Origin of the sequence: Nocardia vinacea, assembly GCF_035920345.1 — a bacterium.
Lineage (GTDB): Bacteria > Actinomycetota > Actinomycetes > Mycobacteriales > Mycobacteriaceae > Nocardia > Nocardia vinacea_A.
In genome coordinates, this window is record NZ_CP109149.1 from 10,227,580 (window position 1) to 10,248,879 (window position 21,300).

General features: G+C 65.7%; 17 protein-coding genes. 8 read left to right on the forward strand and 9 right to left on the reverse strand.

The window, feature by feature from the left end; genetic code table 11:
- Positions 1-254 precede the first annotated feature (254 nt).
- Positions 255-707, forward strand: coding sequence for a universal stress protein (locus OIE68_RS46270; protein ID WP_327097201.1), 453 nt, complete (start codon positions 255-257; stop codon positions 705-707).
- Positions 708-761: 54 nt separating this feature from the next.
- On the opposite strand, the gene OIE68_RS46275 is transcribed toward OIE68_RS46270, so the two are convergent.
- The 3 genes from OIE68_RS46275 to OIE68_RS46285 all read right to left on the reverse strand — a co-directional run bounded on the left by OIE68_RS46275 (position 762) and on the right by OIE68_RS46285 (position 4,908).
- Positions 762-3,143: a HelD family protein gene (locus OIE68_RS46275; RefSeq protein ID WP_327097202.1), complete on the reverse strand. Its 2,382-nt coding sequence runs from the start codon at positions 3,141-3,143 to the stop codon at positions 762-764.
- An 84-nt stretch (positions 3,144-3,227) separates the two neighbouring features.
- Positions 3,228-3,566, reverse strand: a complete 339-nt coding sequence (locus OIE68_RS46280) for an antibiotic biosynthesis monooxygenase (RefSeq protein WP_327097203.1) — start codon at positions 3,564-3,566, stop codon at positions 3,228-3,230.
- Between the two features lie 10 nt (positions 3,567-3,576).
- Positions 3,577-4,908, reverse strand: a complete 1,332-nt coding sequence (locus OIE68_RS46285) for a diguanylate cyclase domain-containing protein (RefSeq protein WP_327097204.1) — start codon at positions 4,906-4,908, stop codon at positions 3,577-3,579.
- A gap of 215 nt (positions 4,909-5,123) precedes the next feature.
- Here OIE68_RS46285 and OIE68_RS46290 point away from each other — a divergent pair, with 215 nt between their 5' ends.
- Positions 5,124-6,314 carry a beta-ketoacyl synthase N-terminal-like domain-containing protein gene (locus OIE68_RS46290; RefSeq protein WP_327097205.1) on the forward strand — a complete coding sequence of 397 codons (1,191 nt, stop codon included), beginning with the start codon at positions 5,124-5,126 and terminating at the stop codon, positions 6,312-6,314.
- 6 nt (positions 6,315-6,320) lie between these two features.
- On the opposite strand, the gene OIE68_RS46295 is transcribed toward OIE68_RS46290, so the two are convergent.
- Positions 6,321-8,060, reverse strand: coding sequence for a GAF domain-containing sensor histidine kinase (locus OIE68_RS46295; RefSeq protein WP_327097206.1), 1,740 nt, complete (start codon positions 8,058-8,060; stop codon positions 6,321-6,323).
- Between the two features lie 138 nt (positions 8,061-8,198).
- On the opposite strand from OIE68_RS46295, the gene OIE68_RS46300 reads away from it, so the two are divergent.
- On the forward strand, positions 8,199-8,987 hold the full coding sequence (locus OIE68_RS46300; protein WP_327097207.1) for a sigma 54 modulation/S30EA ribosomal C-terminal domain-containing protein: 789 nt from the start codon (positions 8,199-8,201) through the stop codon (positions 8,985-8,987).
- Here the strand turns inward: OIE68_RS46300 and OIE68_RS46305 are convergent.
- Positions 8,984-9,616 carry a response regulator transcription factor gene (locus OIE68_RS46305; RefSeq protein ID WP_327097208.1) on the reverse strand — a complete coding sequence of 211 codons (633 nt, stop codon included), beginning with the start codon at positions 9,614-9,616 and terminating at the stop codon, positions 8,984-8,986. The two genes, OIE68_RS46300 and OIE68_RS46305, sit on opposite strands and share 4 nt — an antisense overlap.
- A 583-nt stretch (positions 9,617-10,199) precedes the next feature.
- Here OIE68_RS46305 and OIE68_RS46310 point away from each other — a divergent pair.
- The 3 genes from OIE68_RS46310 (at position 10,200) to uvrA (ending at position 15,776) form a co-directional block, all read left to right on the forward strand.
- Positions 10,200-10,544: a hypothetical protein gene (locus OIE68_RS46310; RefSeq protein ID WP_327097209.1), complete on the forward strand. Its 345-nt coding sequence runs from the start codon at positions 10,200-10,202 to the stop codon at positions 10,542-10,544.
- Complete coding sequence (locus OIE68_RS46315) at positions 10,541-12,637, forward strand: glycogen debranching N-terminal domain-containing protein (RefSeq protein ID WP_327097210.1); 2,097 nt, start codon at positions 10,541-10,543, stop codon at positions 12,635-12,637. Before OIE68_RS46310 ends, OIE68_RS46315 begins: the two co-directional genes overlap by 4 nt.
- Positions 12,638-12,752: 115 nt before the next feature.
- Complete coding sequence (gene uvrA / locus OIE68_RS46320; protein ID WP_327097211.1) at positions 12,753-15,776, forward strand: excinuclease ABC subunit UvrA; 3,024 nt, start codon at positions 12,753-12,755, stop codon at positions 15,774-15,776.
- 184 nt (positions 15,777-15,960) lie between these two features.
- Here uvrA and OIE68_RS46325 read toward each other — a convergent pair whose 3' ends face one another.
- A complete protein-coding gene (locus tag OIE68_RS46325; protein ID WP_327097212.1) occupies positions 15,961-16,674 on the reverse strand; it encodes an alpha/beta hydrolase in 714 nt (237 codons plus the stop codon).
- A 529-nt stretch (positions 16,675-17,203) separates the two neighbouring features.
- On the opposite strand from OIE68_RS46325, the gene OIE68_RS46330 reads away from it, so the two are divergent.
- A complete protein-coding gene (locus OIE68_RS46330) occupies positions 17,204-17,548 on the forward strand; it encodes a YrdB family protein (protein WP_327097213.1) in 345 nt (114 codons plus the stop codon).
- A gap of 97 nt (positions 17,549-17,645) precedes the next feature.
- Here OIE68_RS46330 and OIE68_RS46335 read toward each other — a convergent pair whose 3' ends face one another.
- The 3 genes from OIE68_RS46335 to OIE68_RS46345 all read right to left on the reverse strand — a co-directional run bounded on the left by OIE68_RS46335 (position 17,646) and on the right by OIE68_RS46345 (position 20,257).
- Positions 17,646-19,187 carry an FAD-dependent monooxygenase gene (locus tag OIE68_RS46335; protein ID WP_327097214.1) on the reverse strand — a complete coding sequence of 514 codons (1,542 nt, stop codon included), beginning with the start codon at positions 19,185-19,187 and terminating at the stop codon, positions 17,646-17,648.
- Between the two features lie 41 nt (positions 19,188-19,228).
- Complete coding sequence (locus tag OIE68_RS46340) at positions 19,229-19,843, reverse strand: TetR/AcrR family transcriptional regulator (protein WP_327097215.1); 615 nt, start codon at positions 19,841-19,843, stop codon at positions 19,229-19,231.
- Between the two features lie 66 nt (positions 19,844-19,909).
- Positions 19,910-20,257: a DUF1844 domain-containing protein gene (locus OIE68_RS46345; RefSeq protein WP_327097216.1), complete on the reverse strand. Its 348-nt coding sequence runs from the start codon at positions 20,255-20,257 to the stop codon at positions 19,910-19,912.
- A gap of 334 nt (positions 20,258-20,591) precedes the next feature.
- Between OIE68_RS46345 and infC the strand changes: the two genes are divergently transcribed.
- Positions 20,592-21,278, forward strand: a complete 687-nt coding sequence (gene infC / locus OIE68_RS46350) for a translation initiation factor IF-3 (RefSeq protein ID WP_084484190.1) — start codon at positions 20,592-20,594, stop codon at positions 21,276-21,278.
- The last annotated feature ends 22 nt before the right edge of the window (positions 21,279-21,300 follow it).

Below are 21,300 nucleotides of genomic sequence, written 5' to 3' on the forward strand. Positions count from 1 at the left end.
AAGAACGCTCGCGCCGGTTGTGATGGATCACAAGTCGCGGACCCGGAAATTAGATCCGCCCAGGTCGCAAAGGTCCTGCGGCATTCGCCGCATCAACCTGTGTCGGTAAACCCTGAACGCCCGCAGTGTGATGTGTTGCGATTTCTGCTATTTCCGGCCGATTTGCCGCTATGGTCGACCCCAGTCGCCGCGCTGGTGCCACGACTCCACGTGGCACCGGCGCAGGCACCCGACACCACATAGTTGGAGGAGAAATGACCGCCTACCGGACCATTGTCGTCGGTACCGATGGCTCGGACTCGTCGTACGTCGCCGTCGACAAGGCCGCTTCGCTGGCCGCGGCCGCGGGTGCGACCCTGGTCGTCGCCTGCGCGTACTACCCGACCGACGATCGCGATGTGGCTGCTGCCGCCGATGTGCTCAAGGACGAGGCCTACCAGGTGCGCGGCTCCGCGCCCACCAACGAGATCCTGCGCGCCGCCCGCGACCGCGCGACCGCCGAAGGCGCCGAGGAGATCGTCGAGCGCGCGATCGTCGGTGAGCCCGTCGAATCGCTGCTTGCGCTCGTCAAGGAGGTCGAGGCCGATCTGCTGGTCGTCGGTAACCGCGGCCTGAACACCCTGGCCGGCCGGTTGCTGGGTTCGGTGCCTTCGGATGTGGCGCGCAAGTCCCGCTCCGATGTGCTGATCGTGCACACCGTCAGGTAAGCAGTAAAGCCGAAACGACAGCCGCACATTCCCAGGAATGTGCGGCTGTCGTCGTCAATCCAGTCCGCTGAGCACCGGCGGCAGGTCGCCGGTGTGCACCACACCGAGTCGCTGGGTCGCTCGGGTCAGTGCCACGTACAGGTCGTTCATCCCACGCGGCGATTCGTCGAGGATCCCCTGGGGTTCCACCAGATAGACCGCGTCGAATTCCAGGCCCTTGACATCGTGGACCGTGAGCACCCGGACGGATTCGCCCGCCAACTCGACGAAGTCCGCGACCATCTCATGCGGTGTGATGACGGCCGTGGTGCCGGGGCTGGTCTCCGCGGCTACCAATTGCGCTACCGCACTGCGTAATTCGCTCGCATCGACGGCATGGGCGCGGGGCCGCACACTCGTCTCCCGCACCGACCGCGGCACCGACGCGGCCGGATCGATCTCGGCGAGCACGTCCGCCGCGACCGCCATGATCTCCGCCGGGGTCCGGTAGTTCACGGTCAACTCGGTGAGCTTCCACCGTTGTGCCACATAGGGTTCCAGCATCCGCTGCCAGGACGAGGCACCCGCCGGATCGCCGGTCTGCGCGACATCGCCGACCACCGTGACCCACCGGTTCGGTATGCGGCGCATCACCATTCGCCAGGCCATCTCCGAAAGTTCCTGCGCCTCATCGACGATCACATGGCCGTAGGTCCAATTGCGGTCACCCGCCGCGCGTTCCGCGGTGGTCTGCCGGTTGCGCACATCCTGACGTTCGGCCAGCTGGCTGGCGTCGATCAGGTCGTAGGCCATCAGGATCTCCGGATCGAGGTCGTCCTCGAGATCCTGTGGTGCGGAACCGGTCAGGATGTCGAGCGCGTCCTGCGCCTCGGCCAATTGAGCCCGCCAGCGACGGCGGGCGCGTTCGCGTTCCTCGGTATCGTCGATGCCGAGCAGTTCGGCTAGTTCGTCCAGCAGCGGTGCGTCCGGCGCGCTGAATTCGCCGTTGTCCGAGCGCGCGAGTTCGGCTCGGTCGGCCGGATCCAGACTGCTCGCGGCCCGATCGAGTCGCTTCGGATCGGCCAGCAGATCCGCGAGCACCTCCTGCGGCGACAGGATCGGCCAGAGCTTGCCGATGGCCGCCTGGATCCCCGGATCGGCACGCATTTCGTCCCGGATCTCGGCGAGATCCGTTCGGCTGAGCAGACTTTCCTTACCCGCCCCGTCGGCTGCGCCTCCTGCCATCCCCCGGTGGCCGCCGGACAGATCCGCGCCCATGGTCTGGGCCAGTTGTTCGGTGAGCGCGTCGATGACCGAGGAGGCGAAGATCGGCCGGGCCAGATTGTGCGGGCGCCGCGAGGAGCGGGCCCGGCCGCGCGCCTTGGTGGCGATCTTGCGATCGAGTGTGACCGGATAGCCGTCGAAGGCAAGCCTGATCGGCTCGGACGGCACTTCTTGACGGTCGCGCACCGCCTGCTTGAGGACCTCCAGCATGGCCAGCGAGCCCTTGACCTCACCGGCGCGCAGCGAATCCTCGCGGGTGGCCTTCACTCCCGGGTACAGATCGCCGATGGTGGACAGCAGCACGCCGGTCTCACCGAGCGATGGCAGCACCTGACCGATGTAATCGAGGAAGGTGGCATTCGGGCCGATGATCAGCACACCGCTCTTGGCCAACTGCTGACGGTAGGTGTAGAGCAGGTATGCCGCGCGGTGCAGGGCGACGGCGGTCTTGCCGGTGCCCGGACCGCCCTGGACCACCAGCACGCTCTTGTGCTCGGAGCGAATGATCGCGTCTTGCTCGCTCTGGATGGTCTCGACGATGTCGTTCATATGGCCGGTGCGCGCCGCATTGAGCGCCGAGAGCAGTGCGCTCTCGCTGCCGACCCCGCCCGCGTCATCGGTCACACCGGCAGTCCGAGCGGCGTCGAGGTCCAGGTATTCGTCATTGATGGCAGTGACCCGCCGATTGCGGGACCGGATATGTCGGCGCCGGATCACCCCGTCCGGGGCGGCAGTCGTCGCGAGATAGAACGGACGGGCCAGGGGCGCGCGCCAATCCAGCAGCAGCGTCTCGTAATCGTCCTTCTCGTCGAGGATGCCGAGCCTGCCGATGTAGCGGTATTCGTCTTCTTGGCCGCTAGCGACTGCTTGCGGGTCGCTCGAAGCGGTACTGCCGTCGAGGTCGATGCGGCCGAAACACAGGCCGTGTTCGGCGGCGTCGTATTTGGCCAGATCCTCGGAATAGAGCTGGCTGAAGGATTCGCGTTCGGTGCGGGCCTGCGGGGTGCCACCGGTTTCCAGCAGGACGGTGCGCAGCCGTTTCGTGGCGTATTCGCGCATATCGTCGAGTCGTTCATAGAGCACGGACAGGTAGGCCTGCTCCAGGTCGATCTCGCGGTTCCGCTCGGGTGTGCCGTCGTGCGCGGCACGATCCTGAGTGAGGCGGTCGGGCAAACTGAACTCCTTGTCACCGCGATGAGCCGGTGCACACGCAGGTCACGGTGCACGCGAACGCCATTGAAAACAGAGTTGTCGAGTCTACTGCTGGTTCGGCGGGCTCGCTGTAACCGCAGGTAGCGGGTCCGTGGCCAAGACCGGCGTGAAATGTTGGACGATGGGGAACGGTTCGTAGAAGTGATGCAGCAGTTGCTTCCAGCGCTGATATCCGGCGGACCCGCGGAAGCCATCGACATGGTCGCTCAACTGTTCCCATCCCACCAGCAGCAAATAGGTGTCGGGCGCCTCGACGCACCGTGACAGCGACAGCGAGCGGAAGCCCGGCATACTCTCGATGATCGGCCTGGCCTCGGCAAACGCGGCCTCGAAGGCCGCCGCTTCGGCGGGGCGGACGGGCAACAGCGCGTGTTCGATGATCATGGGAAAACCTTCAGGAAGCGTGCGTGTTATTCGGTCTGCGGCCCAGGCCGGTGCCTTCCCGGTGTCCGGTCGGCTTGGCGCGGTACATCGCCAGATCGGCGTCGTGCAGCACCGCCTCGGGCGTCCGGTGGTCGCCCTCTACGAGTTCGGTCACGCCGATCGAGGCGTTCACCTCGATCCGGTGCCCGCGCGCGATGATCGGCTCGGCCATGGTCGAGCGCAGCCGCTCGACCAGCGAGTCGAGATCGAGGCGGCGGGTCCGGCCGGACAGCAGCACCAGGAATTCGTCGCCGCCGAGCCGGCCGACCAGATCGGTGCCGCGCAGTGCGCGCTGCAACCGCTGGGCCACGATCTGCAGCACGGTATCGCCGATCGCGTGGCCGAGGGTGTCGTTGATCGCCTTGAAGCCGTCCATGTCGATGAACAACACTGTCGTGACCGGCAGATCCTCGCTGGCGGCCAGCGCATTGGCGAGCTGGGACAGGATCAGCGAGCGGTTGGCCAGTCCGGTCAGCGAATCGTGCGTGGCCTGGAACTCCAATTGCCTTCGACTGGCCCGGAATTCGGTGATGTCGGCGAAGGAGGACACCGCGGGTGAATCCGGATCGCCCGGATTGAGCAGCCGCGAACTGCCGGAGAGCCAGCGGCGCTGGCCGTCGTGGCGGTCGACGCCGAAGATGTATCCGGTGATCGTTTCGCCGGTCGCCAGGGTGCGTGCGACCGGATGTCGGCTCGGCGGCAGTGGCTGGGCATTGGCGTCGAGCAGGATCAGCGGCAGTTCGTCGATGGTGGCGCCGATGAGTTCGCCGGTGCGTTCGTCGGTGCCGAAGATCCGCACTGCCGCGGGATTGGCCGATTCGATGCGGCCGTTCCGGTCGATCACCACCACCCCCTCCTCCAACTGCGAGACCACCGTGGTGAAGTGCTGTTCGGCCCGGCGCTGCGCGGCCTCGGCGGCGCGCTGAGCGGTGAGATCGTGGATGACCACCTGATAGGCGAGATGGTCGTGCCATGCGGTGAGCACCGAAACCGTCTCGACCGGGACGATCTCGCCGTCGACCCGGATCAGCTTCATTTCGGTGGGCTCGGAGGCAGCGCCCGCAATGGTCAGCTGGCTGATGCGATCCACCATGCTGGGCACCGAATCGGGATGGACGAACCGGGTCAGCGGCTGGCCGATCACCTCGTCGGCGCTGTCGGCGGCCAGCATGCGGGCGGTGGCCTGGTTGGCGTAGACGACGGTGCCGCGCTCGTGCACGACGATCCCGTCCGGGGTGTGTTCGACCAAGGACCGGTAGCGCTGGGCCAGCTGCTCGGCGTCGACTGCATTGTCCTGATCCACTGGAACCCCCGATCATCGACCCAATCATGGCCATTGGAACATGGGATTATTCTGGTCTCGACGTGTACAAGATCACACCGTCGACGCTATTGCTTCGCGCACAGTCCGGGCACTCCATCTCCCGCTATCTGGTGATCATTACAGAACCCGGATTTGTGAACATTTCTCGAGCCGAACGTCGCTTCGGCCCCGGGAGCCGGTGAAGGAGCGATGCCATGCCGGGTACCAACCCGAACAGTGAAAAGCACCATCAAGATCATATGACGATCGCCGGGATCGGTGCGGTCAGCGGGTACGGCTGGGGTCGGGAGTTGCTCTGGCAGGGACTGCTGAGCGGGAAATCCGCAGCCTCGCTACAACCAGGCTACGGCTTCGGCCGCGATGAGCACGCCTGGGTTTCGCTGATTCCCGATGGCGGTGATCCCATGGTGAGCACCAGCGTCTACGGGCGTGCCATGCAGGAGGCGGGTCGCGAGGCGATCGCCGACGCGTCCGCGCGTGGTTGGCGACCGGGCCGCACCGTCGGCCTGCTGCACGCCATCGTGCTCGGCGACGTCGCCAATTGGCGCGACTTCTATCTGATCGATGAGGGGCACCGGCGCTCGCGCGACTACATGCGACTATTGCCCTCCACACCGATCTCGGTACTACAGCAGGAATTCGGCTTCCACGGGCCATCGATGAATGTCTCGGCGGCGTGCAGTTCGGCGAATGTCGCGCTGATCACCGCCAAACTCTGGCTGCAGTGCGGTGTTGCCGATGACGTGATCTGCGTCGCCACCGATATGTCGGCCACCCCCGAAATGCTCGAACACTTCGTCCGGCTCGGCGCCGCGGTCGGCGATGCCGAACCACTGGCCGCCTGCCGCCCCTTTCAGGAGGGCAGCCGCGGTTTCAGCATGGGTGAGGCGTCGGTCGCCTTCGTCCTCACGCGCTCGGTCGAGCGGCCCTATGCCGCGGTGCTCGGCGGCGGTATGACCAATGACGCCTATCACGTGGTTTCGGTCGATCCCGGGCACACTCAGATCTTCGACTGTGCACGCCGCGCGCTCGCGGACGCTGCTATCGCCCCTGCGGACGTGCGGTATTTCAACGCGCACGGCACCGGCACCAGGCAGTGCGATGTGGCCGAGCGGGATCTGCTGCGGCGGATGTTCGACGACCGGCCGCACGTCTATTCGATCAAGCCGCTGGCCGGGCACTGCCAGGGCGCGGCGGCCGGTGTCGAGGTGGCCGCGGCGGCACTGGCCTACGACCGCGGCATCGTGCCCGCCGCACCGATCGTCGCACCCGCCTACGAGCGACTATTGGACGGGCCGACGCCCTTCGAGGGCGGGATCACGGTCAAGCTGTCACTCGGCATGGGCGGCAATAATTCGATGGTCGTGCTCGGTCCTGTCGATTGAGCTCACTTACGGAAGCGGCACCGACCAGGATAATTTCGTGCCCGGCATGTCCTCTGTTTCGTGCATACCCGCCACCGCGGGTCCGATGGTGAACTGCCCATCCGACTTATCGGCCCGCTGCTCCAGATTCCGCAATCCGCTGCGGATCACGTGATTCGGGATGCCCCAGCCGTCATCGGTGACCACGATGGTCAGATCATCGGCCACGCTGATCTCCACCGAGACGGTCGCCGCGCCGGAATGCCGCACCGCATTACTCACCGCCTCGCGCACCACCGCCTCCGCGTGATCGGCCAATTCGGCCTCCAGCACCGACAGTGGTCCGGTCACCTGCACGGTGGCCCGCAGCTGCGAATCGGTGGTCTGCTGGCGCACCGCATCCTCGATCCGCTGCTGCAATTCGATGCCGCCGCCATTGCCGCCGTGCAGATCGAAGATGGAGGTGCGGATCTCCTGGACCACCTCCTGCAGATCATTGATGACCGTCGAAAGGTGTTGGCGCACTTCGGGTACCTCGGCGCGCGGTACCGCGCTCTGCAGGGTGAGTCCGATGGCGAACAGCCGCTGGATCACATGGTCGTGCAGGTCGCGGGCGATGCGGTCGCGGTCGGCGAGGATATCGAGTTCGCGCATTCTGCGCTGGGTTTCGGCCAGCTGCATGGCCAGCGCGGCCTGGTCGGTGAAGGCGTTGGTCAGCTCGACGAGTTCGTCCGGGTAGGGCGGTGAGCCGACGGGACGCACCGTGACCAGCGTGCCGAGCGTGGCATCGGGTGTGCACAGCGGCAGGATCAGCGCGGGCCCGACATCGTGCAGCGGGACGCCGAGGTCGATCAGGGCGGCATCGTCGAAGCGCAGCGGTGTGCGGCGGGTGAAGGCCTCGCCGAGTGCGGTCCCGTCGGCGTCCACGATCAGTCCGTCGAATCCGCTACCCGGACCGGACCATTGGGTAATGACGAGTTCGGAGACCGCGGCGAGTTGGAGTTGCGGTACCGCGGTGCTGGCGAGAAACGATTGATGCGAGCCGGTCAGGGTGCGCGCATGGTCGACGACATGGGCGAGCACCAGATCGGGTTCGGTGCCCGCGAGGAATTCGGTGGCGATATCGCGGGTGGCCTCGATCCAGGCCTGTCTGGTGCGCGCCGATTCGTAGAGCCTGGCGTTGTCGACTGCGATACCGGCCGCGGCCGCCAGCGCCTGCACGAGTACGTCGTCGTCCTCGGTGAACGGCTGACCATTGGCCTTCTCGGTCAGATAGAGACTGCCGAAGACCTCGTCGCGAATGCGCACCGGGACGCCGAGGAAGGTGTGCATCGGCGGGTGGTGTTCCGGAAACCCCACGGACGCAGGGTGTTTCGAGAGTTCGTCGAGGCGCAGCGGTTTGGGTTGGGTGAACACCTCGCCGAGTACGCCGTGTCCGGCGGGAAGTCGGCCGATGCGCTTCCGGATGGTGTCGTCCATGCCCTCGTCGAGGAACTGGGTGACCTGCTGCTCGTGCCCGCGCACGGCCAGCGCGCCGTAGCGGGCGTCGACCAGGCTGGTGGCGGTGTGCACGATGGCGCGCAGCGTTTCATCGAGGTCGAGGCCGGAGGTGACGGTCAGCATCGCCTCGACCAAGCCGTCCATCCGGTCGCGTGAATCGATGATCAGCTCGACGCGTTCCTTGACCTCCGACAGCAGCTCCCGGAGCCGAAGTTGCGACAGCGTGTCGCGTACCGAATAGAGGCCGCTGCCCAACTCTTCGGTCATGACGGCATCCTGTTCTGGCAGGCGCGTAACAGCGCCTACGCCAGTCTAGTTGGTCGATCGAGGACTTTCGGCCCTGTTCGCGATGGCGTAGCGGTGATGGCATGGTCGCACACCGGGAATAGAAAGTAGGGTTGTCCTATGAATTCGCCGTTGCGTTCCTCGGAGCTGTGGGCCACTGCCGCCGACCCCGAACTTGCCGTGACCACCCGGGGTGCGGTGCCGCCCGCGGATGTGACCAGGGCGGTGCGGGGGATCGGCCGCGTACTGCGCAGGCACCACCTCGACGCGGCGGCACGGGTGCGGGTGACCGCGCCGGTGGATTCGGACGAACCCACGTTGGTACAGGCCAATATTCGCATACATGACACCCCGACCCGGGTGCAGGTCACCGGTCCGCGCGGCTTCGCGGTGACCTTCGCGGTGGAACGGCTGGACCGGCAGATCGCCCGGCTGGCGACCAAACAGTCACGCGAGTGGCCCGATCCGGCGCGTCCGCCCCTGGCCAGGGTCACCGAACCGCGCCCGATCGTGCGGAGGAAGCACTGCGCGTTGCTGACCGGTACGCCCGCTGAGGCGTTGGCGGTGATGGATACGATGGATTACGACTCGTACCTGTTCAGCGATGCCGAAACCGGTGAGGATGCCGTGGTGAGCTGGGCGGATCCGCTCGGCGTCCGGCTCACCAGGCAGCGCACCACACAGCCGCCGCAGGCTCCGGCGCAGCGGCCGCTCACGGTGAATTCCCTACCCCTGATCATGGATTCGGATCCGGCGCCGGTCCTGATCGAGGAGGCGGCGGTGACCCGGCTGTGCCGCAAGGGGCTGCCGTTCCTGTTCTTCACCGATGCCGACAGCGGCCGCGGCCGCCTGCTGTACCGCCGCTACGACGGGGATCTCACCATCGTCGTTCCGGTCGAAATCCGCTAGCTCTCACGCAGTTTGGAGGCCAGCACCGCGGCTTGGGTGCGCCGTTCCATGCCGAGTTTGGCCAAAAGCCGGGAGACGTAATTCTTGACGGTCTTCTCCGCCAGGAACATTCGCGCCGCGATTTGTCGATTGGTCAATCCCTCGCCGAGCAGTGCGAGTAGTCGGCGTTCCTGTTCGGTGAGGCCGGCCAGCGGCCCGTCTTTTTCGGTGCTGGAACGTAGCCGGGCCTTGAGTGCGGCGGCCGCGCGGTTATCCAATAGCGAACGTCCGGCGCCGACCTGTTTGATCGCCGCGGCCAATTCCATGCCCTTGATGTTCTTGACGACATAGCCGCCCGCGCCCGCCAATATCGCGTCCAACATGGCGTGTTCATCGGTGTAGGACGTCAGGATGAGGCAATGCAAATCGTCGATTTCGGCGAGCAGGTCGCGGCAAAGTTCGATGCCGTTGCCGTCGGGAAGTCGGACGTCCAGTACAGCGACATCGGGTCGCAGGGCGTGAATGCCCGCCATGGCGTCGGCGACATCGCCGGCCTGGCCGATCACGGTGAGTTCCGGATCGCTCTCCAACAGGTCGACAAGACCGCGCCGGACGATCTCGTGGTCGTCGACGAGGAACACTGTGATCACGCGACCTCCTGTGCGGTGCAGGGGATCTCGTGCGCCCCGGCGTTTGGTCCTACCCGACAAGGTATCCCTCGGAGGGCCGCATCGGTATGTCGGGAACGACAATTTCGAGTAATGGCGACTCGAATTCACCGACGAGCGCTATCGAAACACCGAGAGAAACCGACCGCTTGAATGGCATTGTGCGAATCAAGGTTCCAGGTATGCTGAGGCCGAAGTCATTCATAGCGGTCTTTGGCAGCGCGGCCTTGGAGGGCCCCATGCATAGGTATGTCGAACAATGACATATTCAGCGACGCTCGATTTCGGCAATATTTTCGGTACGCCGCGGAGCTGTCCCGATTGTGGTTCGCATGCTATCGGCACCTTCGTCGACCACCGGGACGCCCTGTTCCGGTGCCGAGAATGCGGCGTGCAATGGCGCTTCGCGCACGGCCGCGCCATTCGGGAGTTCCCCGCTATCGATCCCCAGCCGGGACCCGAAGAAGCGTGGACGTGTCCATGAAGATCGGGCTGATCGTGCCGCCGTGAGTGCCCGCACCGGTGGCTACATCGTCCTCGTCGGCCGGATGAATGCGGAGAACGGGTGCATCGGGCAGTCCGGATGGCCCGGCTGGCGCGCCGAAAACTGGTGATGATCACCAAGATCCGCGAACCGGAGCAGTGGCGCTACTACACTGAGCAGGTGCGTCCACTGATCGGAGCCGACGACCCCGAACCTCGCGAGGAGCCACTGGCGCCTCGGGTAGAGCTGGTGCGGTTCGGCGATGCGCCGGACCGGATCGCCACCATCGATCGCCGGGTCCGCCACCAGACCGCGCAGCGCCGGTTCGACCGGCCGCGGATGGCTCGCGACCACGACCGGCCGTATCGACGCATCCTGACCGGTGAGCGGACGACCCGGGCCATGCTGCCCACGCCGGTCGCTTGACGAGCCCCTGGGGTGACGGCACCGATCCCGGGGCGCCACGAGCGATCGCCGGGGTCACCTTGGTCGAGGGCTCGACCTTCTGCATCAGCGAGGACGGCGGTGTCATCAGCCCGAATCGTGCCGAGGGATTGTTCGTGCGCGATACCAGGGTGCTGTCGCGGTGGCGGCTGACCGTCGACGGGTTGGCGCCGCAACCGCTCACCGTCCAGCACACCGAGCCCTACAGCGCGACGCTGCTGGCCAGGACGCCGCCGCGGCCCGGCCGCGCCGACAGCACGGCACTGGTGACCGTCGCGCGGTATGTCGGCGACGGTATGCGCGAGGACGTGACCGTCCGCAATCTCTCCGGTGCGGCGATCAGCTGTGTGGTCGTGCTGGAACTCGATGCCGATTTCGCCGATCTGTTCGAGGTGAAGGAGGGGCGGATCGGCGACAGCGTGGTGGTCACCAAGAGCAAGTCGACGGCGGGCACGGTCGAGATCAGCCGCACCGATCTGCCGCTGACGGTGACGGTGACCGCCGCGGGGGCGACTGCGGTCGATCGCGAATTGCGGTGGCAGGTCGATCTGCCCGGTCGCGGGGAATGGTCGGTGTGCATCCAGTACCAGCCGACGCTCGGCTCGGTGGTGACGCCGCGACATCAGTGCGGGAATCCGATCTCGCACAGTGCGCCCGCCCTGCGGATGCGCGAATGGTACGAGAATTCGCCGTCGGTGCAGACCGACGATCAGACGCTCGCCGCGGTCTTGCGGCGCGCCGTCGTCGATCTCGGCGCACTGCGCATCTTCGATCCGGGTCATCCCGAGCGGGCGGTGGTCGCCGCGGGCGCGCCGTGGTTCATGGCGCTGTTCGGGCGGGACTCGCTACTCACCTCGTGGATGGTGTTGCCGCTGGACCGGCGACTGGCCGTCGGCACGCTGCAGAGTCTGGCGGGTCTGCAGGGCAGCGAGGTGCGCGCCATCACCGAGGAGGAGCCGGGGAAGATACCGCATGAGGTGCGGTTCGGGCGGGCGGCGACATCGCTGCTGGGCGGTGACACCGTGTACTACGGAACCGCCGATGCCACACCGCTTTTCGTGATGTTGCTCGGTGAGTTGCATCGGTGGGGACTGGATGCCGAGACCAGGGACGAACTGCTGCCGCATGCGGATCGGGCGCTGGAGTGGATCGAACACTTCGGTGACTCGGACGGCGACGGATTCGTCGAGTATCAGCGCGCGGCCGAGCACGGTTTGGCGAATCAGGGGTGGAAGGACTCCTGGGACGGGGTGAACTTCGCCGACGGCAGACTGCCCGAGGCGCCGATCGCGCTGGCCGAGGTGCAGGGATATGTGTACGCCGCGTATGTGGCGCGGGCGGCGCTCGCGGCCGATGTGGGCGATCACCCGACCGCGGATCGGTTCCGCGTCAAGGCGGCCGCATTGAAGCAAGCGTTCAACAAGGCGTTCTGGTTGCCTGAGCACGGTTGGTTCGCAATCGGTCTGGACGGGGACAAGCGTCCGATCGACGCGCTGACCTCGAATATCGGGCACTGCCTGTGGACCGGGATCATCGACGAGGACAAGGCGCGGTCGGTCGCGGACCACCTGCTTTCACCGGAGATGTTCAGCGGATGGGGTATCCGCACCTTGGCCACCAACATGGGTGCCTACAACCCGGTCAGCTATCACAACGGATCGGTGTGGCCGCACGACAACGCGATCTGCGCCGCCGGACTGATGCGCTACGGCTTCACCGAACACGCCAATCGTGTGATCGACGGGGTGCTCGACGCGTCCACCCGCTTCGGCTATCGACTGCCCGAGCTGTTCAGCGGTTTCGACCGCGCGGAATTCGACGCGCCGGTGCCGTATCCGACCTCCTGCTCACCGCAGGCGTGGGCGTCGGCGGCGCCGCTGCTTTTCATGCGGAGCATGTTGCGGTTGGAGCCGGGCACCGGGTCGGCGTCGGTCGCGCCCGCGGTGCCGGATCGGTACCTGCCCCTGCGGGTGAGCGGGGTCCGGGTGGGGTCGGATGTGCTCACCGTCACCGTGGACAATGGGGGTTGGCAGCTCAGCGGATTGGCTGGAAAGCTGCGTCGATCCGACTCCTGACCTGGACCGATGACCGGGGAACCCGGCGTGCGACGAAACTTGTCGGTGGGTCGGCCTAGCATGGCGCTGGGGGTATCACGTCTGTTGGACCGACACGATCGAGAAGGGACACCTGGTGGCGGAACGCCTCACTGTGCGCGGAGCTCGGGAGCACAATCTCAAGAGCATCGACCTCGATCTGCCCCGCGACAGTCTCATCGTGTTCACCGGTCTATCCGGTTCGGGCAAGTCCAGCCTCGCCTTCGACACGATCTTCGCCGAGGGGCAGCGCCGCTATGTCGAATCGCTGTCGGCCTACGCGCGCCAGTTCCTCGGGCAGATGGACAAGCCGGACGTCGACTTCATCGAGGGACTTTCGCCTGCCGTTTCGATCGATCAGAAGTCGACCAACCGCAACCCCCGGTCGACGGTCGGCACCATCACCGAGGTCTACGACTACCTGCGTCTGCTGTATGCGCGCGCGGGTACGCCGCACTGCCCGGTCTGCGGTGAGCTGATCGCCAAGCAGAGTCCGCAGCAGATCGTGGATCAGGTGCTCGCCATGGAGGAGGGCATCAAATTCCAGGTGCTCGCGCCGGTGGTGCGCACCCGCAAGGGCGAATTCGTCGATCTGTTCGACCAATTGAACAGCCAGGGCTATTCGCGCGTCCGGGTCGACGGGGTGGTGTATCCGCTCACCGATCCACCGAAGCTGAAGAAGCAGGAGAAGCACGACGTCGAGGTCGTAGTGGACCGGCTCCAGGTGAAGCCGAGTTCCAAACAGCGCCTTACCGATTCGATCGAGACCGCCCTGCGGCTGGCCGACGGCATCGTGGTACTGGACTTCGTCGACCGCGACGAGCACGCCCACGACCGGGAGCGCCGGTTCTCCGAACGCCTGGCCTGCCCCAACGGCCACCCTCTCGATATCGAGGATCTCGAACCGCGCTCGTTCTCGTTCAACTCGCCCTATGGTGCGTGCCCGGACTGCACCGGACTCGGCATCCGCAAGGAGGTCGATCCGGATCTGGTGGTGCCAGATCCCGAATTGAGCCTGGCCGAGGGCGCGATCGCACCGTGGTCGCGCGGACAGACCGCGGAATACTTCACCCGGCTGCTGTCGGGTCTGGCCGAATCCATCGGGTTCTCCATGGATACGCCGTGGCACGACCTACCGCCGAAGGCACGCAAGGCGGTGCTGGAGGGCAGTTCGGATCAGGTGCACGTCTCCTACACCAACCGGTACGGCCGGAAGCGTTCGTATTACGCCGATTTCGAGGGCGTGATGCCGTTCTTGCAGCGGCGCATGGAGAGCACTGAATCCGAGCAGATGAAGGAGCATTACGACGGGTACATGCGTGATGTGCCGTGCCCGGTGTGCAACGGTGCTCGGCTGCGTCCGGAAATTCTGGCCGTCACCATCGCCTCGGGCGGTGAGAAGAAGTCCATCGCCGATGTGAGCGAATTGTCGATCGGTGACTGCTCGGCATTCCTGAATGCCTTGACGCTGGGGGAGCGGGAGACCGCCATTGCCGGGCAGGTGCTCAAGGAAGTGCAGGCGCGCCTCGGCTTCCTGCTGGATGTCGGACTGGAGTATCTGAGCCTGTCACGGGCCGCGGCGACGCTGTCCGGCGGTGAGGCACAGCGCATCCGGCTGGCGACCCAGATCGGATCCGGGCTGGTCGGGGTGCTGTATGTGCTCGACGAACCGTCGATCGGTCTGCACCAGCGCGACAACCGGCGGCTCATCGAAACGCTGACGCGGCTGCGGAATCTCGGCAATACGCTGATCGTGGTCGAACACGACGAGGACACCATTCGGGCCTCGGACTGGGTGGTCGATATCGGTCCGCTGGCGGGTGAGCACGGTGGTGAAGTCGTGCACAGCGGTCCGTATCAGGAACTGCTGACCGACCCGAAATCGCTGACCGGCGCATATCTTTCGGGCCGCGAGCGCATCGAGGTGCCGATGGTGCGGCGGCCGGTGAGCAAGAAGCGCCAGCTCACCGTGGTCGGTGCGAACGAGCACAACCTGCGCAGTATCGATGTCAGCTTCCCGCTCGGCGTGCTCACCGCAGTCACCGGTGTTTCCGGTTCCGGTAAGTCCACGCTGGTCAACGACATTCTGGCGACCGTGCTCGCGAACAAGCTGAACGGTGCGCGGCAGGTGCCGGGCCGGCACACCCGGATCAACGGCCTCGACCATCTGGACAAGCTCGTACAGGTGGACCAGTCGCCGATCGGCCGGACGCCACGCTCGAATCCGGCCACCTACACCGGCGTATTCGACAAGATCCGGACCCTGTTCGCGGCCACCACCGAGGCGAAGGTGCGTGGCTACCAGCCCGGCCGGTTCTCGTTCAATGTCAAGGGCGGCCGCTGCGAAGCATGCTCGGGTGACGGCACTTTGAAGATCGAGATGAACTTCCTGCCGGATGTGTATGTCCCGTGCGAGGTCTGCCACGGCGCCCGGTACAACCGGGAGACGCTCGAGGTGCACTACAAAGGCAAGACCATTGCCGAGGTGCTCGATATGTCGATCGAGGAGGCCGCGGGGTTCTTCGAGCCGGTCACCTCGATCCACCGTTACCTCAAGACCCTGGTCGACGTCGGCCTGGGCTATGTGCGACTCGGCCAGAGTGCGCCGACCCTCTCCGGTGGTGAGGCGCAGCGCGTCAAACTGGCGGCTGAACTGCAAAAGCGCTCCACCGGACGCACCGTCTACATCCTCGACGAGCCGACCACCGGCCTGCACTTCGAGGACATCCGCAAGCTGCTGCTCGTCATCAACGGTTTGGTGGACAAGGGCAATACGGTCATCGTCATCGAACACAATCTGGATGTCATCAAGACCTCCGATTGGGTGGTCGATATGGGTCCCGAGGGCGGCTCCGGCGGCGGCACGGTCGTCGCCGAAGGCGCCCCGGAAGATGTTGCGGCAGTGGGCGACAGCTACACCGGCCAGTTCCTGAAGGAAGTCCTTGCACTGCCCGCCGCGACCAAGCCCAAGGCTCCGGCCAAGAAGGCGGCGGCGAAGAAGGCCCCGGCGAAGAAGGCGGCGAACAATTCGTCGGCCACCAACGCGACGGCGACCAAGATTCCGGCACCGAATGCCGCCGCCGCGAAGCGCGCATCGCGGAAGGCCGCCGCGCTCCGCTGATCCTGTTCGCACACCGCTTGTCTCGCCCGACACCGGCTACTCGGTGTCGGGCAAGACAACGGGTGCGGGCTCGGTTCCTGGGCCGACGCTCTGCGAGCTTGTCTTCCAGCCAAGCGACCAGCCAAAAGAGGACGAAAGCTCCTGCGGTCGCATGCATGAGGATCGCCGGGCCCGCGAAGCCTGTCTAGGCCGAGCGGTTCGCGATGGTGTGGATCAGTTCGGCGAGTTCCTTGTACCGGGACCACATCGGCCAATGGCCGGTGGGCAGATCGATGTATTCGGCGTCGATCTTGGCCAACTCGGCGAACAGTGGTTCCTGACCCGCGTCGCGCAGTTGTTTGACCAGGTCCGCGGTGATGCTGTTGCAGATCACCGTCGTCGGGATGGCAAGGCGCGCAGGGGAATCGCTCAGTCGCAGCGGAGCGGCAGCGACTCCGGCGGGTTCGGAAACGGCACGCTCGCGGAACCGGGCCAGGGACACCTCGTCCAGTCCGGTGAGGCTATTGCCGTCGGCCTCCAACTGATCCCAATCCGGCAGCGCGAGTTCGCGAACGGTCGCATCCAGTGCGGAATTGAGGATGAAGCCATTCGGTAGCGGAGCGGCGTCGACATAAATGCCGCGGCTGAAGTGTTCCGGGGCGATATCGGTGGCGAGATAGGCGGCCGCCGCACCGCCCGAGTGCGCGACGACCACCACCGCTTCATCCGGGGCGATTTCGTCGAGGATGGCCTGCGCCTGCATTTCCAGGGTCGCGCCGAGCCGGTCGTCATCGTCCGGGTCGAGTCCGGGCAGGGTCAGCGCCAACACATCGTCCCCCCGGCCGCGCAGATCGGCCGCGACGTCGTCCCATGCCCACGCGCCGAGCCAGAATCCAGGGATCAGAAGTATCCGTGCCATTCAGTGAGCATCGCATGCCGAGACCCGCGAAACCCAAATCCCCAGCCGTTTGCCGGGTCACCGAGATATCCAGGCGCGCAAAGCGTTTCATTGTTCATAAGATGAACTAAGAGCTGCCCGCGAAACTGTTCCGTGATAGCTGTCCTGTCCGGGTCTAGGTTTCGGTGTTCGGGGTTAGTTTTCGTGGGTGGTTGCGGAGTTCGGACATAGCTTTCGGGTTCTGAAGACGGGGGATGGGGTTGGCTGGCCCACTGCCCACTGCCCACTGCCCGCTCAGGTCGGGGATGGGTGTGGTGCCCGACGACGCGTCAGCGCCGCCCCACGACGGACTCGACGTCCGGGGCGGCAGGGAAGTGGCCCTGCGGCCAACGTGCTCGAGTTGACGGTGGTCGAACGCGTGCGCATCACTGCACCATTCTCCGGCTCGACGCCCACGGCCGTGTAGGTCGGCAACTTGACGAAGCTCAACCCGACGTGCACACTGCTCTCATTGGAGAGCGACGCTCTCGGAGACTCGCGGGAGACGGACATGCAGGAAGTCTGGAAATGGGCCAACCTCACGCTGGCATTCGGGATGGAGTTGGTTGCGCTCGGGGCGCTGGGACTGTGGGGCTGGAAGACCGCCACTGCGACTCCGGTCAAGCTCGTGTTGGCTGTGGGCGTGCCACTCCTCGCGGCGCTGGCCTGGGGCCTCTTCGCGGCGCCGCATGCGACATTCGACAACCCACTGCTCGCGGTCGTCACCAAGGTCGTGGTTTTCGGCAGCGCTGCGGTCGGACTGTGGGCCGTGGGCTACCGAGCGGTCGCGGTCGTCTTCGTCGCCGTCCTGGTAGCGAATCTGCTGGCGATCAGGTTTGGGCACCTGACCTCGTGAGCACGCCGCGAGTTCAGGAGATCTTTGCGGGAGGGGTGCGGTGACAAGCGCGGAACCCAAGCCTCGCCGCTCCGCCAGCGCCGTCGACGATGCCCTGTCAGGAGTTCCGGGCGGCGCCGAACCACCGCGACAGTGCTTCCCGCAGTCGGTCCTTATCGCCACCGGACTCGCCTGCCCAGGCTACGTATCCGTCCGGCCTGATCAGCAGCGCGTCTGCGGGGGCTTCGGGGCTGGTCGCGATAACCGTGTCGATCCGGTCGCGCCAGCGCTCGGCGGTGTCGGCGAAGCCGTTGTCGTCGGCGAGTACGAGTAGCACCGGCCGGGCCTGGTGGAGCAGCTCGGCGACGCGCACCTGTCGGGCTTCGGTTTCGATGGTGAGTTCGGGGACCAGGCGTCCGGCCAGGGGGTGTGGGTCGCCGAGGTCGTAGTGGACGTCGGAGCCGGCGAGCAGATGAGCCATATGGGCGGCGTTGGACGGGGTTTCGAGTAGTTCGGTGAAGAGTTTGCGCAGGGCGGTGATCTCCGGGCCGGGGGCCATCAGGGCGAGTTGGGACAGCGAGTGCATCATGACGCGCTCGCCGACGGGATAGCGCTCGGACTGGTAAGTGTCGAGCAATCCCGTTGGTGCCCAACCATTCACGTGCGCGGCGAGTTTCCAGCCGAGATTGGCTACGTCCTGCATGCCCAGATTGAGGCCGGGGCCGCCCATCGCGGAGTGCACGTGTGCGGCATCGCCGACGAGGAAGACGGCGCCGTCACGATAGCGTTCGGCCTGCCGGGTGTTCTGGCCGATAATCCGGCGCAGTGCGTGCGGTCCCGGACCGTGTGGCGGTTGGATCGGCACGTCCACGCCGAGCACCCGCCGCACGCTGTCGCGCAGTTCCGCCACCGTCATCTCCACATTATCGGGCACGGCTTCGGTGTCGAATTCGATGGTGGCGACCATCGGCCGGCCGGATTCGAGCTCGGCGAAGACGAAGCCGCCGCGCTCGAAGCGATTGTGCCCGAACGGAAGTCGGCCGAAGCTGGGAATCTCGAAGCCGCGGTCCTCGGTCCGCAGCTCCTCCGGCAGGCTCACATGCGCCATCCGGGTGACCTTGTCCTCGAATGTGCTTCCGGGAAAGTCGATTCCAGTGCGCTTGCGGACCACGCTCTTGCCGCCGTCCGCCCCGACCAGGAAGGTCGTGTCGATGTCGTAGTCGCCGTCTGGACCGGTCACCGACACCGTGACACCACCATCGTGCTGCACCAGCTCGGTCAGCTCATGTCCCCACCGGATCTCCGCGCCCAGCTCGACCGCCCGTTTCTCCAACAGGCGCACCAACTTCGGCTGCGGGAGCAGCAGCATGTACATCGGATTGTCCCGCAGTTGCGCGAACGACATCGGAATGCCGCTGAAGGCGTAGCCGGGCATGGCCCGAGGTGCACCGGGCTCGCCGCCGAATTCGTGATACAGACCGCGCATATCGAGTAGCCGAATCACCTGGCCGACAAGGCCGTTCGCTTTCGGCTCGGCACTGGGTTCGCTGAGTTTCTCCAGCACGATCGGATGAACTCCGGCCAGCGCGAGTTCACAGGCGAGCATGAGACCGTTCGGCCCGGCGCCGGAAATAATAACGTCGACAGAGTTTTCGGGCATGACTGATAGACCCCTTATTCCATTGTGTGATTTGTGGCGTGTCAGTCGGTCGCGGGCATCGGAAGACCGGCGGCCACGTCATCGATGGCCTGCCGCAAGAGGGTCGTGATCAACACCGGCGGATCCGCATGGATATAGGCTTCGGTCGTGGCCTGATAGATGGCGCCGAGCACCCCGGCGACCAGGCGTGGGTACAGGTCGTGCACCGGATCGGTGCCGGTGCGTTCGGCGATAACTTCGACCCAGTCGTCGAATACGCTCCTGGACAACGCGATTCGCGTCTCCGGCGCGTCCAGTAGTTCACGGATCATCGCGAGTTGTTCCGGGCGCGGCGGTGCGAGTCCGGCGCCGTCGGCCTCCAGCGGTTCGACGGCGGCCGCGAGGATCGCGTCCCACAGCGGTTCGTCGGCGGGCCGCGCGCGGAAGACGGCGAGGCTGCGCTTGATCCGCTCGATCTGCCGATAGACCAGCGCCTCGTGTTTGCCGGTGAAGTAATTGTTGAAGGTGCGCACGGATACGCCCGCGCGGGCGGCGATGTCGTCCCTGGTGATATTCCCGAGGCCGCGGGCGAAGGCCAGCTCCAGCGCGGCGTCGCTCAACGCTTGGCGCGTATCGCGCTTCTTCCGTTCACGAAGGCCGAGTTGTTCGTCCGACATGGCATAAGCCTAGCCGGAATCTTGCTCGCCGGGCAATGTTTCCCGATGGGCAATTTTTGCCAGAACTCAGTAGACCGGGCCGGTGTACTTCTCGCCCGGACCCTTGCCCGGCTCGTCCGGATGCGCCGAGGACTCACGGAAGGCGAGCTGCAACGACTTCAGGCCGTCGCGATACGGACCGGCATGCGGACCGAAGTATTCGATGGACGAGGTGACCAACCCCGCGAGCGCGGTGATCAGGCGGCGTGCCTCGTCCAGGTCGCGACGCGGACTGTTCTCCGGATCCTCGTCGGCGAGTCCGAGCTTCTCCGCCGCCGCGCTCATCAGCATCATCGCGGCGCGGCTGATGATCTCGACTGCGGGGATGTCGGCCAACTCGCGGACGTCGGTCGCGTCGGATGCCTCGTCACTCATAGCCACGAGGATGGCATCGTGGTGGGCGGGCGCGGTCGCCGGGCGGGGCGATTCGGCGATAGCGAGTGGGAATGTTAGACTTTCCGCTGACGACCGCCCCGGGCTTGCTCGGGGCTGATAAGTGGAGCCCGACTCCCACCGTTGCCGACGAGCGATCGTACTGGTTAAACGGTCCGGTCACCCGCCCTTTCGAGGCGGGTTTCTTGTGCGGGGATCTCTCAGGGGATCATCGGACAAGGTCGACGCGAGCTTGCTCGTGCTCGAAGGCCGGTCGACTCGGGCCTCGTTGCGGAATACCGCACCGGGGCTTTTGTGTTGAAAAGGGGTTGCCGTTATTGCGTGCGGTCGTCTGACGACACCGCTTGACCTAGGAGGCCCCATCAGCACTGAGACCCGCATCAACGATCGCATCCGCGTTCCCGAGGTCCGACTTATCGGACCGGGTGGTGAACAGGTTGGGATCGTGCGTGTTGAAGATGCACTACGCGTCGCCCTCGAGGCGGATCTCGACTTGGTCGAGGTCGCGCCGGATGCCCGTCCACCGGTCTGCAAGATCATGGACTACGGCAAGTTCAAGTACGAGACGGCGCAGAAGGCGCGCGAGTCTCGCAAGAACCAGGTGCAGACCGTGATCAAGGAGCAGAAGCTCCGTCCCAAGATCGACGACCACGACTATGAGACCAAGAAGCGCAACGTTGTTCGCTTCCTCGAGGCCGGCTCGAAGGTCAAGGTGACGATCATGTTCCGCGGTCGTGAGCAGTCGCGCCCCGAATTGGGCTTCCGGCTGCTGCAGCGTCTGGCCTCCGACGTCGCCGAATTGGGTTTCGTCGAGACCTCCGCCAAGCAGGACGGTCGCAATATGACCATGGTCCTCGCGCCGCATAAGGGTGCGAAGACGCGGGTGAAGGCGCAGGAGGATTCGCGGGCACCGCGTCCCGCTGCCACCGAAGCGCCTGCCGCTCCCGCACCTGCCGCGGGCGCACCGGCCGCCGAACAGGCCGCGCCGGCCGAACCGCAGTAATACCGATCAGAAAACCGGTGGT